General features: G+C 63.8%; 12 protein-coding genes. 9 read left to right on the top strand and 3 right to left on the bottom strand.

Annotated elements, in window-relative coordinates; translation table 11 throughout:
- Nucleotides 1–148: 148 nt before the first annotated feature.
- Both pdxH and LPA36_RS05535 read left to right on the top strand, forming a co-directional pair.
- The gene (pdxH, locus tag LPA36_RS05530; protein WP_228875133.1) at nucleotides 149–787 is read left to right on the top strand and encodes a pyridoxamine 5'-phosphate oxidase; all 639 of its coding nucleotides are present in this window, start codon (nucleotides 149–151) and stop codon (nucleotides 785–787) included.
- Between the two features lie 150 nt (nucleotides 788–937).
- Nucleotides 938–2152 carry an SAM-dependent methyltransferase gene (locus LPA36_RS05535; protein ID WP_228875134.1) on the top strand — a complete coding sequence of 405 codons (1215 nt, stop codon included), beginning with the start codon at nucleotides 938–940 and terminating at the stop codon, nucleotides 2150–2152.
- A 108-nt stretch (nucleotides 2153–2260) separates the two neighbouring features.
- Here LPA36_RS05535 and msrA read toward each other — a convergent pair whose 3' ends face one another.
- Nucleotides 2261–2809: a peptide-methionine (S)-S-oxide reductase MsrA gene (gene msrA, locus LPA36_RS05540; protein WP_228875135.1), complete on the bottom strand. Its 549-nt coding sequence runs from the start codon at nucleotides 2807–2809 to the stop codon at nucleotides 2261–2263.
- Between the two features lie 248 nt (nucleotides 2810–3057).
- Here msrA and LPA36_RS05545 point away from each other — a divergent pair, with 248 nt between their 5' ends.
- The gene (locus tag LPA36_RS05545) at nucleotides 3058–3567 is read left to right on the top strand and encodes a flavin reductase family protein (protein ID WP_228875136.1); all 510 of its coding nucleotides are present in this window, start codon (nucleotides 3058–3060) and stop codon (nucleotides 3565–3567) included.
- 58 nt (nucleotides 3568–3625) lie between these two features.
- On the opposite strand, the gene LPA36_RS05550 is transcribed toward LPA36_RS05545, so the two are convergent.
- A complete protein-coding gene (locus LPA36_RS05550) occupies nucleotides 3626–4135 on the bottom strand; it encodes an Lrp/AsnC family transcriptional regulator (protein ID WP_228875137.1) in 510 nt (169 codons plus the stop codon).
- A gap of 130 nt (nucleotides 4136–4265) precedes the next feature.
- Between LPA36_RS05550 and kynB the strand changes: the two genes are divergently transcribed.
- The 3 genes from kynB to kynA are packed head-to-tail and all read left to right on the top strand — an operon-like array spanning nucleotide 4266 to nucleotide 7149.
- Entirely contained in the window at nucleotides 4266–4901 is a 636-nt protein-coding gene (gene kynB, locus LPA36_RS05555; RefSeq protein WP_228875138.1) for an arylformamidase, read from the top strand.
- Between the two features lie 60 nt (nucleotides 4902–4961).
- Nucleotides 4962–6212, top strand: coding sequence for a kynureninase (gene kynU, locus LPA36_RS05560; protein WP_228875139.1), 1251 nt, complete (start codon nucleotides 4962–4964; stop codon nucleotides 6210–6212).
- A 10-nt stretch (nucleotides 6213–6222) separates the two neighbouring features.
- On the top strand, nucleotides 6223–7149 hold the full coding sequence (gene kynA / locus LPA36_RS05565) for a tryptophan 2,3-dioxygenase (protein ID WP_228875140.1): 927 nt from the start codon (nucleotides 6223–6225) through the stop codon (nucleotides 7147–7149).
- Between the two features lie 29 nt (nucleotides 7150–7178).
- On the opposite strand, the gene LPA36_RS05570 is transcribed toward kynA, so the two are convergent.
- Nucleotides 7179–8111, bottom strand: coding sequence for an AraC family transcriptional regulator (locus LPA36_RS05570; protein ID WP_228875141.1), 933 nt, complete (start codon nucleotides 8109–8111; stop codon nucleotides 7179–7181).
- A gap of 565 nt (nucleotides 8112–8676) precedes the next feature.
- Between LPA36_RS05570 and dalD the strand changes: the two genes are divergently transcribed.
- The 3 genes from dalD (at nucleotide 8677) to LPA36_RS05585 (ending at nucleotide 12822) form a co-directional block, all read left to right on the top strand.
- Nucleotides 8677–10071 (top strand): D-arabinitol 4-dehydrogenase, encoded by a 1395-nt coding sequence (dalD, locus tag LPA36_RS05575; RefSeq protein WP_228875142.1) that lies wholly within the window; start codon nucleotides 8677–8679, stop codon nucleotides 10069–10071.
- A gap of 137 nt (nucleotides 10072–10208) precedes the next feature.
- Nucleotides 10209–11690 carry a xylulokinase gene (gene xylB / locus LPA36_RS05580; protein ID WP_228875143.1) on the top strand — a complete coding sequence of 494 codons (1482 nt, stop codon included), beginning with the start codon at nucleotides 10209–10211 and terminating at the stop codon, nucleotides 11688–11690.
- A gap of 148 nt (nucleotides 11691–11838) precedes the next feature.
- A complete protein-coding gene (locus tag LPA36_RS05585) occupies nucleotides 11839–12822 on the top strand; it encodes a sugar-binding transcriptional regulator (protein ID WP_228875144.1) in 984 nt (327 codons plus the stop codon).
- The last annotated feature ends 62 nt before the right edge of the window (nucleotides 12823–12884 follow it).

Raw genomic sequence — 12884 nt, forward strand, 5'->3', positions numbered from 1 at the left:
CTGCCGGTATTCTGCCTGAACATCTGCTTTCGGGTCGGTGACGGAAGGCGCGGCGTCCGTCGAGGCAGTGTCCCCACGTTGACAGGGCACAACGCAGAAATTTCGTTCCTTCGCTATACTGGCCTCACTGTAGCGCTCGCATAAGAACATGACGACCCTCGCCGAACTCCGGAAGAATTACTCGCTCGGTTCGCTGGACGAAGCCGACGTCGACCGCGACCCGATCCGGCAGTTCAACACGTGGTTCGCGCAGGCCCTCGACGCAAAGCTCCCCGAACCGAACACCATGACGCTTGCGACCGTCGACGGTCGCGGCCGCCCTTCGGCACGTATCGTGCTGATCAAGGGCGTGGACGAACGCGGCTTCACCTTCTTTACCAACTACGAAAGCCGCAAAGGCCGTGCGCTTGCGGAAAACCCGCACGCGAGCCTGCTCTTTTACTGGATCGAACTCGAGCGTCAGGTGCGTATCGAGGGCACCGTCGTCAGGACGAGCGAAGCCGAAAGCGATGCGTACTTCGCGTCCCGCCCGGCCAGCTCGCGCATCGGTGCCTGGGCATCCGAACAGAGTCAGGTAATTGAAAGCCGCGCCGTGCTCGAAGCACGTGAGCGCGATTTCAGCGAACGCTTTGGCGATAACCCGCCACGTCCGCCGCATTGGGGCGGTTACCGGCTCGCGCCGGACGCCATTGAATTCTGGCAGGGACGGCCGTCGCGTCTGCACGACCGTTTGCTGTACACGCGTACCACCGCTGGCGAATGGCAGATCGCGCGGTTGTCGCCTTGATGATTTAACGAATGCCGGTGCGCGGAACGCCCGAAACGGGCGGCCGCGTCGACCGGCCGGATTGCGTGTTCATTCGGGCACTGGAGTCACGCCGCGACACACAGCGATCTACGGGCTTTGCTTTGATTTCATTGGACACGGAGAAATCACATGTTCTGGGAGAAGAAGCTGGCGCAGTGGGTAGAAAGTGTAAGAAGCACGGCCAACGTGCCCGCACGTCTGGTGCTGTGGGATGGCCAGCAGCACGACTTCGGGCAGTTCGCCGCGCCCCGGGTCACGCTGCACGTGAAGAGCGCGACCGCGCTGCCGTATCTGCTCGAACCGAGCCTCGACAATCTCGGCGAGGCGTACGTGAAGGGCAAGATCGACATCGAAGGCAAGCTGTCGGACATCATCAACGTGAGCTATTCGCTCGCCCGGAGCACGGTGACCAGCGCCGGCAAGCTCGCGCGCGTGCGACGCTACTTCACGCACTCGAAAACGTCCGACAAAAAGGCGATCCAGTATCACTATGACGTCTCGAACGAGTTCTACAAGCTCTGGCTCGACGACAACATGGTGTATTCATGCGCGTACTTCGAGAACGGCGATGAGGATCTCGCCACCGCGCAGATCAAGAAGATCGATCACATCCTGACGAAAATCCAGTTGCAGCCAGGCCAGCGTCTGCTCGACATCGGCTGCGGCTGGGGGGCGCTTGTGCTACGCGCCGCGCAGAAGTTCGGTGCGCGGTGCACGGGCGTGACGCTGTCGCAGAACCAGTTCGATCTCGCGACAGCGCGCGTGAAAGCGGCTGGCCTCGAAGGCCAGATCGAAATCCGCCTGCAGGACTATCGCGACATCGAAGGCCAGTTCGACCGGATCACGAGCGTCGGCATGTTCGAGCACGTAGGGCGCAAGAATCTGCCGGGTTATTTCCAGAAGATGCACGATCTGCTCGCCGACGACGGCGTCGCGATGAATCACGGCATCACTTCGACCGACTACAACAGCGGCGAAACGGCGCTCGGCGGCGGTGAGTTCATCGACCGCTACGTGTTCCCCGACGGCGAGTTGCCGCACATCAGTCTCGCGCTCGAAGCGATGCAGCGTGGCGGGCTGGAAGCGGTCGATGTCGAAAGCCTGCGCCGGCACTATGCGCGCACGCTCGATATCTGGGCGGAGAATTTCGAAGCGCATGCGGATGCGGCGCGCAGTCTCGTCGATGACGAGAAATTCCGCATCTGGCGCGTGTACCTGGCCGGTTGTGCGTACGCTTTCGAAAACGACGACGTCTCGATCTTCCAGGTGGTTTGCCGCAAGGCCGGCCGCAGCGCGAAAACGCTGCCGTGGTCGCGGCGCTATATGTACGACAGGTCGCAGTGATGCGCTGACACCCGGCAGAGCGCGGGCAGCACCGCGCATCTGTCCGGCTTCACGATCGCAAAGCTGTCGCCAGCGGCGACAGGAATCGATGAACGGCGACGCCCCCGGTTAGCCTGCCTTGATGCGGTGCGCGAACTTCTGCCGGAACTTCGCGACCTTCGGCGCGACGACGAACGCACAATAGCCCTGATCCGGATGCTGCGCGAAGTAGTTCTGGTGATACGCCTCGGCCGGGAAGTAGTTGCCGTCGAGCGGCAGCACCTGCGTGACGATCTTGCCGTCGTAGATGCCTTCGGCGGCGATTTCCTGGATTGCCTGTTCCGCCACGTCATGCTGTGCATCCGAGTGGGTGAAGATCACCGACCGGTACTGCGTGCCGACATCGTTGCCCTGGCGGTTCAACTGCGTCGGATCGTGGATCGCGAAGAAAATATCGAGAATCTCGCGGTAGCTGATCTTCGACGGATCGAAGTCGACCTTCACGACTTCCGCATGGCCCGTATCGCCGTCGCAGACCTGTTCGTAGGTCGGCTGGTCGACCTGGCCGCCCGCGTAGCCGGATTCCACGGCGTTCACGCCGTCGACACCCAGATAGACCGCTTCCAGACACCAGAAACATCCGCCGCCGAGGGTGGCGGTTTCACTTGCCTGACTCATGCTGAACACTCCTTCTTTGTTGCTGCGCCGCACGCGCCGCCCGCGCAGCGATTCCAGCGGAATCCGTCCAGCTTAGCGGCTTTTGCGAATGCTGGCAGAGGTGCGCGGCTGGCCTGCCCGCGATTCCGATAGAATTGGGGCAATTCGCCAATTTTCTACATGACTTTCGAATCAATTCTTCCTGCCCGTCGCGCTGCATTCGCACCGCCCGCACCGTCCGAACTACCGGTATCCGGAGCACTCGCCCGATGAAATCCGCGAGCCCGCCCAATTTCGATCAGGTTGCGTTCCGGCGCGCACTCAGCCAGTTCGCCACCGGCGTCACGGTCATCACCACACGTGCGTCGTCCGGCAAGCTCATCGGCATTACCGCCAGTTCATTCAACTCGGTTTCGATGACGCCGCCGCTCGTGCTGTGGAGTCTCGCGACCCGCTCGGCTTCGATGCCCGTGTTTCGCGAAAACAGTCACTATGTGGTGAACGTGCTGGCGGCGTCGCAGCTCGACCTGTGCAAACGCTTCGCGACCGTCAAGGGCGACCGCTTCGAGGGCGTTTCGCACGCGGCCGGCGACTCCGGCATGCCCGTGCTCGACGGCGCGCTCGCATGGTTCGAGTGCCACAACCGCAGCCGCTACGAAGAAGGCGATCACGTGATCTTCGTCGGCGAAGTGGAGCGCTGCGGTTTCATCGACGAGGCGGGCGAAACCCAGCCGCTCGTGTTCCAGAACGGTAATTTCCACGGGCTCGGACCGCTCTGAGCGAAAACGGGTGCCCCGCGAACCAGGGGGCGCTCGCCACCGACATCGGGCGCCCCGGTTACTTCGCCGTTGCCACGGTGTGGCTTGCACCGGAAACCAGCTCAACAGGCACGCCTGAATCTTCCTTGAGCGTCTGCAGCACGATATTCGAGCGAATGTCCATCACGCCGGGCGCCTTGTACAGCCGGCTCAGCACGAAGTCCGAATAGTGCTTGAGGTTGTGCGCCAGCACGCGCAGCACGTAGTGGCTCTCCCCCGTTACGACGAATGCGCCGACCACCTCCGGCCAGTCCCGCACCGCCGCCGCGAAACGCTCGTGCCAGTTCTCCTGGTCGTTGCGCATCGACACCTGCACGAACGCTTCCAGCTCGAAACCCAGCACCTCGCGGTTCAGGCACGCGCGGTAACGTTCGATGACGCCCTGCTCTTCCAGCAGGCGTAACCGCCTGAGACAGGCGGACGGGGACAGCGAAATCCGTTCGGCCAGATCGAGGTTACTGATCCGTCCCTCATGCTGAAGCACCGCCAGGATACGGCAATCGGTGGCGTCGAGCGAGATCGCGTTCATATTCGGTCTCCCTTTCCCATTTATCTCAAATTATGTTCCAGGACAGGCCAAAGAAGGTGATTTTTTCGCAATCACATTTCACGGGGTCGCGCCTATCATTCCAGGATTGGACAGACATGACGATGGAGACATGGACGGACTCTGGGATATCACCCCGCCGATCGACCCCGCAACGCCCGTCTGGCCGGGCGACACGCCGGTTGGCATCGAGCGTCTCTGGCGTATGGAGGCCGGCTCGCCGGTGAATGTTGCGCGGATGACACTGTCGCCGCACACGGGCGCCCATGCCGACGCGCCGCTGCATTACGACGCCGCAGGCGCGGCAATCGGCGAAGTGCCGCTCGACGCCTATATAGGGCGCTGCCGCGTGATTCACTGCATCGGCGCCGCGCCGCGGGTGACGCCCGCGCACATCGCCGCCGCGCTGGATCTCGACGAAACGCTGCCGCCACGCGTGCTGCTGCGCACCTACAGACGCGCGCCGACCACCACGTGGGACAGCGCGTTCTGCGCGGTGGCGCCGGAAACGATCGACCTGCTGGCTTCGCGCGACGTCCAGCTGATCGGCATCGATACGCCTTCGCTCGATCCGCAGACGTCGAAGACCATGGACGCCCATCACCGTATCCGGGCGCACCGGATGGCGATTCTCGAAGGCATCGTGCTGGATGCCGTCGAAGAAGGCGACTACGAACTCATCGCGCTGCCGCTCAAATTCACCACGCTCGATGCGAGCCCGGTACGCGCCGTGCTGCGTGCGCTGTGAGGTTCGCGTCCCGTCGGGACCGCACGCCGCTAAACCGATTCACTTTTTGACTGGATCACCATGAATACCCGTGAAGAAGCCGTGGCGCTCGACAGCGCCGACCCGCTCGCCGCATTGCGCGACGAATTCGCGTTGCCCACCGCCGCGATCTACCTCGACGGCAACTCGCTCGGCGTCGCGCCGGCCGCCGCCGCGCAGCGCGCGCAGACCGTCATCGCCGCCGAATGGGGCGAAGGCCTGATCCGCAGCTGGAACAGCGCCGGCTGGTTCGCGCTGCCGCGACGCCTCGGCAACAAGCTCGCGCCGCTGATTGGCGCGAACGAAAACGAAGTCGTCGTCACCGATACGATTTCGGTGAACCTCTTCAAGCTGCTGTCCGCGGCGTTGCGACTGCAGGACAGTCGCGATCCGAAGCGCCGCCTGATCGTGTCGGAGCGCTCGAATTTCCCGACCGATCTGTATATCGCGCAAGGTCTGATCGAACAACTCGACCGCGGCTACGAACTCCGGCTGATCGACGATCCGTCGGAACTGCCGGCCGCGCTGGGCGACGACACGGCCGTCGTGATGATCACGCACGTGAACTACCGCACCGGCTACATGCACGACATGCCCGCGTTGACGAAGTTGATCCACGAAAAAGGCGCGCTGGCGCTCTGGGATCTCGCCCATTCGGCGGGGGCGGTGCCGGTCGATCTGAACGGCGCGAACGCGGACTACGCCGTCGGCTGCACATACAAGTATCTGAACGGCGGCCCCGGCTCGCCCGCATTCGTGTGGGTCGCCGAGCGGCATCAGAACGCGTTTTCGCAGCCGCTTTCCGGCTGGTGGGGACATCGCGCGCCGTTCGAAATGAACCCGACGTACCGCCCGGACGACGGCGTCGGCCGCTTTCTGTGCGGCACGCAGCCGATGGTTTCGATGGCGCTTGTCGAATGCGGTCTCGACGTGTTCCTGCAAACGGACATGCAGGCGATCCGCAAGAAGTCGCTGGCGCTGACGGATCTCTTTATCGAACTCGTCGAATCGCGCTGCAAGGAATTTCCGCTGACGCTTGTCACGCCGCGCGAGCACGCAAAGCGTGGCTCGCATGCGAGCTTCGAGCATCCGAACGGCTATGAAGTCATGCAGGCACTGATTGCCCGCGGCGTGATCGGCGACTATCGCGAGCCGCACGTTTTGCGCTTCGGCTTCACGCCGCTCTATACGCGCTACGTCGACGTGTGGGATGCAGTCGAAACGCTGCGCGACGTGCTCGCGAACGAGACCTGGCGCGCGCCCGAATTCGCGACGCGCGGTGCGGTGACCTGAGGAGCACGCAATGACTGACCACATGCAGTTGCCCGGCGACGAACCTGCGCAGGGCTGTCCGTTTGGACATGGCGCGGCCGCAGGCACCCACGCACCGCACGTTCCGCCTTCCAGCACCGAAGGCTGGCACGACGCGCAACTCGATTTTTCGAAGTCGATGAGTTACGGCGACTATTTGTCGCTCGGCTCGATCCTGTCGGCACAGCATCCGCTTTCGCCGGATCACAACGAGATGCTGTTCATCATCCAGCATCAGACGAGCGAGCTATGGATGAAGCTCGCGCTCTACGAATTGCGCGGCGCGCTCGCCGCCGTGCATGGCGACAAACTGCCGCCCGCGTTCAAGATGCTCGCACGCGTGTCGCGCATCCTCGAACAGCTGGTGCAGGCCTGGAGCGTGCTCGCGACGATGACGCCTTCCGAATACACCGCGATGCGGCCCTGGCTCGGTGCATCATCGGGCTTCCAGTCTTACCAGTACAGGCAACTGGAATTTCTGCTCGGCAACAAGAACGAGCAGATGTTGAAGCCTCACGCGCATCGCGCCGATGTGCTCGCCGAAGTGCAGGCGACGCTCGAAGCGCCGTCGTTCTATGACGAAGTGATCCGGCTGCTCGCGCGCCGCGGCTTCGCGATCAGCCCGGCGCGGCTCGAACGCGACTGGACGCAACCCACCACGCACGACGAATCGGTCGAAGCGGCGTGGCTCGAGGTATATCGCAATCCGTCGCAGCACTGGGAACTCTACGAGATGGCGGAGGAACTGGTCGACCTGGAAGACGCGTTTCGCCAGTGGCGTTTCCGGCACGTGACGACCGTCGAGCGGATCATCGGTTTCAAGCAGGGCACGGGCGGCACGAGTGGCGCGCCGTATCTGCGGAAAATGCTCGACGTCGTGCTGTTTCCTGAGCTGTGGCACGTGCGTACGGTGCTTTAAGACACGCGGCCGGAGCCGGGCGAGTACCGTCACCCGGCGGCGAATGACGCCACGGCTTGCGTGCGCATCGGCGGCGGTATCTCCGGCCCGACGGCGCTCGCTGCGTTGAGCTGCTGGTATGCGCGGAACTTCGACGGCGGCATGCCTTTCAGCAACAGGAATTGCCGGTTGAAATTCGACAGGTTGTTGAAGCCCACCTGATAGCAGATGTCGGTGATGCTCAGTTCGTCCGACATCAGCAGCTGGCACGCCATGTTGATGCGCAGCCGGTTCACGTACTGGACGAACGGCAGGCCGGTGTGACGACGGAAATAGCGGGAAAATGCGCTCACGCTTTGCCCGGCCAGCTGCGCGAGATCGGCTTCACGCATCGGCTGCGCGAGATTCTTGCCGATATACGTGAGCGCGTGGTTGATACGCGTCGACGCATAGCCGGACGGATCGGATTGCCACGTCGCGCTCGCAAGCGTCCTGCGTTCGGTGCACTGCGCGAGCAGTTCGAGCAGTTGCAGGAAGAGCGTGATGCGCCGGAATCCATGGGCCTGAAGCAGTTCCAGCAGAACGGGTTTCGCAGCCTCACCGGTCGCTCCGGCGAACAGCAGGCCTGAGCGCGAATCTTCGAGCATCGTTTCGATGTGTCTCAGCTCGGGAAACGTATCGATGCACTTCGCGATGAAATCGGCACCGAACTGCAGCACGAGACAGCGCTGCTCGACCGATTCGCCGCGCGGCACTTCGCTGACCCAGTTGTGCGGCAGGTTCGGTCCCGTCATGACCAGATTGCCTGGCGCAAAGCTGCCGATGTAGTCGCCGACGAACACCTTGCCCGTCGTCGCGGTAATGAGGTGAATCTCGTATTCAGGATGAAAGTGCCAGCGCACGGTGCGGTACGGATAACCGTGGGACCACACCTTGAACGACTCGTCGCGGCGCACGGCTACCAGTTCGAGATCGGGTTGCACGGAGCCCTCCTGATGACTTCGCGTACGCTTCATGCGGCGGCTGCCGCATGCCAAATCCGTTGCAGACGGGGAACGGCCTTTGATGCCGGAGCGGTGGCGATCATCCTGTGTCTTCCTCCATGGGGCTGCTGCGACCTGCGCCGGTGCTTCCTGCACAGTGCGCCGCGGGACCTAGTCTTGTATAGCGAAAAGTAGCCGTCAAACGCGTTTCGCTCCACTCAAAATGAAACCCCTTACTGATACTTTTTTGCATCGGGGTAAGCACTAACGCGAGAAAGGTCAAATTTGACGCATCGCAGCAGCCGGCCTCCGGCGCGCGCGTTGCGCACTGCACACCGCCACCCGTAACGCCCGGAAAGCCTTTCACGCCGCGCTGCGCCACAGAAAGCGCCCCGCATTGCCTTGACTTTCGATTCTCCGGATACGATCATTCGTTCACACACAGAGCAAATGCTCTTGCATCGACAAAAGCGCCGGCTCGAAGACGTGCGCGCCAGACAACAACCATCTTGCGTGGGACCAGAGTAAGTGCTTTGCACCAACTCTGGTCGACAGGAGACAGAGTATGAGCAGCGACGCGAACGTCCAGGTGATCCTGCACATCGGCGCGGGATCGTTTCACCGCGCGCATCAGGCGTGGTATCTGCACCGGCTCAACGAAGCGCGTGCGGCCGGCGATCCGAAGTGGTCGCTGACCGTCGGCAATATCCGTGGCGACATGAACGCCGTGCTGCAGGCGCTAGACTCGCAGGACGGCGCCTACACGCTCGAAACCGTGACACCGCACGGCGAGCGCGCCTACGAGACCGTCCGCTCGATCGAACGCGTACTGCCATGGTCGGCCGATCTCGCAGGGCTCGTCGAAGCCGGTTCCGATCCTGCGTGCAGGATCATCGCGTTCACCGTCACCGAGGGCGGCTATTACCTCGACGAACACGACCACCTCGACACCGCCAACGCCGATCTCGCTGCCGACCTCAAGGGCGGCCGCACCACCATCTACGGGGCGCTCGCGGCCATCCTCGAAGCGCGGATGAAACGCAATGCCGGCCCTGTCACGCTGCAGACCTGCGACAACCTGCGCAGCAACGGGGAACGCTTTCACGCGGGCATGAGCGAGTTTCTGGAGCGGCGCGGCGATGTCGCGTTCAAGACGTGGTTCCATGCTAATACGAGCTCGCCGAATTCAATGGTCGATCGCATCACGCCCCGCCCTACGGACGACGTCCGCGAACGCGTGCTCGCCGCGACCGGCTTTAACGATGCCTGCCCGGTCATGGGCGAAGCGTTCATCCAGTGGGTGATCGAAGACAACTTCCGCGCCGGACGTCCCGCGTGGGAAAAGGTCGGCGCCGAACTGGTCGACTCGGTACTGCCTTACGAGGAAGCGAAAATCCGCATTCTGAACGCGACGCACAGCTGCATCGCGTGGGCGGGCACGCTCGTCGGCCTGCGCTATATCCACGAAGGCACAATCGACGCCGACATCCAGAAATTCGCGTACGACTACGTCACGCAGGACGTGATCCCGTGTCTCACGCCAAGCCCGCTCGACCTCGAACGCTATCGCGATGTCGTGCTGGAACGCTTCAGCAATCCGTTCATCCAGGACACGAACCAGCGCGTCGCCGCCGACGGCTTCTCGAAGATTCCAGGCTTCATCGCGCCCACGCTGTCGGAGTGCTTCGCGCGCGGCGTCGAACCGGCGGCCACCGCGATGCTGCCTGCGCTCTTCTTCCGTTTCCTCGACCGCTGGCAGGCGGGCAAGCTGCCGTATGCCTATCAGGACGGCGTGATGGACGAGCGCGTCGCTCGCGGCTTCTTCGCCGCGCCCGACCCGCTACAGGCGTTCTGCGCCGATCGTCTGCTGTGGGGCAGCATGGCGCAGACACCGAAGCTCGAGAACATGCTGCGGGCCGCTTTGGGCCGCGTCGATGCGTGGCTTGCAAAGCGAGGCTGAAACCGCGCGCCAGGCAAGGCACGTGACGTAGCAACACCATCGCGAAGTGCATGCACGCGAGCCAGGTCTAATGCGCATGGCGACGGCTGCCATGTGCGGATAAAGTAGCGCATTCCAATGACGAAGGTTCCGCGCCCATGTATCTCGGCATCGACCTCGGCACGTCCGAAGTAAAAGTCCTGCTGCTCGCGCCCACCGGGCGCGTGATCGGCACTGCGGGTTCACCGTTCACCGTCTCGCGTCCGCATCAGCGCTGGGCCGAGCAGAACCCGGCCGACTGGTGGGACGGCACGCGTGCCGCGCTCGCCGTGCTGCGCCAGCACCATCCCGACGAATTCGCGCAGATCCGCGGCATTGGTCTCTCTGGCCAGATGCACGGCGCCGTGCTGCTCGATGCAGAAGATCGCGTGCTGCGGCCGGCCATCCTCTGGAACGACATGCGCAGCGTCGACGAATGCGACGAGTTGACCGCGCGTGCGCCGGACCTGCATCGCATCGCAGGCAATCTCGCGATGCCGGGCTTCACCGCGCCGAAGCTCCTGTGGGTGCGGCGGCACGAACCCGAACTCTTCCGCAAGACGGCCTGCGTGCTGCTGCCGAAGGATTACCTGCGTCTGATGCTGACGGGCGAGAAGGTGTCCGATCCTTCCGATGCGGCCGGCACGCTGTGGCTCGATGTCGCGAAGCGCGACTGGTCCGACGCGTTGCTCGCCGCGTGCGACATGCGCCGCGCGCAGATGCCGCGACTTGAAGAAGGCAGCGCGTCGTCGGGTACGTTGCGCCCGGAAGTAACGCGCGAGTTCGGCCTGCAGGATGGCGTCGTGGTGGCGGCCGGCGGTGGCGACAACGCGACGAGCGCGATCGGCATCGGCGCAATCCAGCCGGGTGACGGCTTCGTATCGCTCGGCACTTCGGGCGTGCTGTGCGTGGTCGGCGATCGCTTCCGGCCGAATCCGGCGTCGGCGGTACACGCGTTCTGTCATGCGATTCCGGACCGCTGGCATCAGATGAGCGTCGTGCTCTCGGCGGCAAGCTGTCTGCGCTGGGTCTGCAAGCTCACCTCGACCGACGAACCGACGCTCCTCGCCGAGGTCGCCGCGTTGCCGCCCGATGCGCTCGCAACCGCGCCGTTCTTTCTGCCCTATCTCTCCGGCGAACGCACGCCGCACAACGATCCGTACGCGCAGGGTGTGTTCTTCGGCATGACGCACGCCACCGATCGCGCGCTGCTCGGCTACGCCGTACTCGAAGGCGTGACGCTCGCGCTCACCGACGGCCTCGACGCGCTACGTGCCGCCGGCACCGAAGCGCGTGCGCTGTCGCTGATCGGTGGCGGTGCGCGCAGCGACTACTGGGCCCAACTGCTCGCCGACGCGCTCGATACACCGACACGCAAGCATGGCGGCGGCGAAACCGGCGCGGCGCTCGGTGCCGCACGGCTCGGCTGGCTCGCGGCCGGCGGCGACCCGTCGACGGTGCTCACGAAGCCGCCCGTCGAAATCGAATTCACGCCGGACCCGGAACGGCATGCCGCACTGCGCGCGCGGCTCGACACGTATCGCGCGCTTTACCGACATGTGCGGCCGCTCTTCGATCCGGCGCGCGAGCCGCTTGCGTGAGCCATTGATGTGAGTGAGTGCGTCCATCGCCTGGACGCGCAACTGTTTGTAGAAAGGCGACTGTTATCATCGGCACGCGATCCACTCCCGTTCATCGACGCACCGAACCCTGTCACGCGGCGCAAGCCGCTCACGTCAAAGATCCATCGTGTCCAGATCAACCGAAAAACTCGATCTCGCCACCCGCGCCGCGTGGCTCTACTACGTCGCGGGCAACACACAGAACGAGATTGCGGAAAAGCTCCAGGTGTCGCGCCCGGTCGCGCAGCGGCTCGTCGCGTTTGCGGTCGAGAAGAACCTGATCCGCGTGCGCGTCGATCATCAGCTCGCGGATTGCCTGGCGCTTGCCGACCAGCTGTCGAAGCGCTACGGGCTGTCGTTCTGCGAAATCGTCCCGGTCGACGACGATACGCCCGAAGAGATCGACCGCAAACTCGCCGTCGCGGGTGCGCAGGTGATGGAGCGCTATCTGCTCGAAGAAAAGCCGATGATCGTCGCGGTGAGCAGCGGGCGTACGTTGAAGGCCGCCGTCGACCAGATCGCGCAACTGGACCGTCCGCAGCACCGGCTGGTGTCGATGGTGGGCGCGATCGCGCAGGACGGCTCGTCGAACCGCTACGACGTCGCGCTGCACATCTCCGAGAAAACCGGCGGCAAGCATTTTCTGCTGCCCGCGCCGCTCATCGCCGATAACGAAGCCGAGCGCGCGCAGTGGGTCAATCACCGGCTGTATCGCATCGTCGAATCGCTGTCGGGGTCGGCGGATGTCGCGTTTGTCGGGATCGGCAATATCGGGCCGAACTGTCCGTTGCATGAGGACGGTTTCATCACGTCAGCGGAAGTGAAGGATCTCGTTCAGCGCGGCGCGGTCGCCGAAATGCTCGGGCTGCCGATCAACGCATCGGGCGCGCGCGTTGTGTCGCCGACGGGCAACCGCGTCACGAGCCTCTATCTGGATTCGCCGCCGAAACGGCCGACGATCGGCTTTGCGGGTGGCGAGCGCAAACGCGATGCGGTCATCGCGGCGTTGAAGGGTGGCTGGCTGTCGGGTCTCGTGACCGACGAACGCTGTGCGCGCGCGGCACTCGAAGACGGCACGCAGGAGACGGACAAGCCGGCCCGCAAGCGCTAAAAAAGCTGCGCCGCCGAGGAGACGGCAGACGGCGCAGCAGTCAGTTGCCCGGCTCAGTTCTG

It is taken from the genome of Paraburkholderia saeva, from assembly GCF_907164555.1.
Lineage (GTDB): Bacteria > Pseudomonadota > Gammaproteobacteria > Burkholderiales > Burkholderiaceae > Paraburkholderia > Paraburkholderia saeva.

Coding starts and splice junctions, on each gene's coding strand:
- LPA36_RS05535 (WP_228875134.1), top strand. CDS start 938: ATGTTCTGGGAGAAGAAGCTGGCGCAGTGGGTAGAAAGTGTAAGAAGC.
- msrA (WP_228875135.1), bottom strand. CDS start 2,809: ATGAGTCAGGCAAGTGAAACCGCCACCCTCGGCGGCGGATGTTTCTGG.
- kynA (WP_228875140.1), top strand. CDS start 6,223: ATGACTGACCACATGCAGTTGCCCGGCGACGAACCTGCGCAGGGCTGT.
- xylB (WP_228875143.1), top strand. CDS start 10,209: ATGTATCTCGGCATCGACCTCGGCACGTCCGAAGTAAAAGTCCTGCTG.
- kynU (WP_228875139.1), top strand. CDS start 4,962: ATGAATACCCGTGAAGAAGCCGTGGCGCTCGACAGCGCCGACCCGCTC.
- kynB (WP_228875138.1), top strand. CDS start 4,266: ATGGACGGACTCTGGGATATCACCCCGCCGATCGACCCCGCAACGCCC.
- dalD (WP_228875142.1), top strand. CDS start 8,677: ATGAGCAGCGACGCGAACGTCCAGGTGATCCTGCACATCGGCGCGGGA.
- LPA36_RS05545 (WP_228875136.1), top strand. CDS start 3,058: ATGAAATCCGCGAGCCCGCCCAATTTCGATCAGGTTGCGTTCCGGCGC.
- pdxH (WP_228875133.1), top strand. CDS start 149: ATGACGACCCTCGCCGAACTCCGGAAGAATTACTCGCTCGGTTCGCTG.
- LPA36_RS05550 (WP_228875137.1), bottom strand. CDS start 4,135: ATGAACGCGATCTCGCTCGACGCCACCGATTGCCGTATCCTGGCGGTG.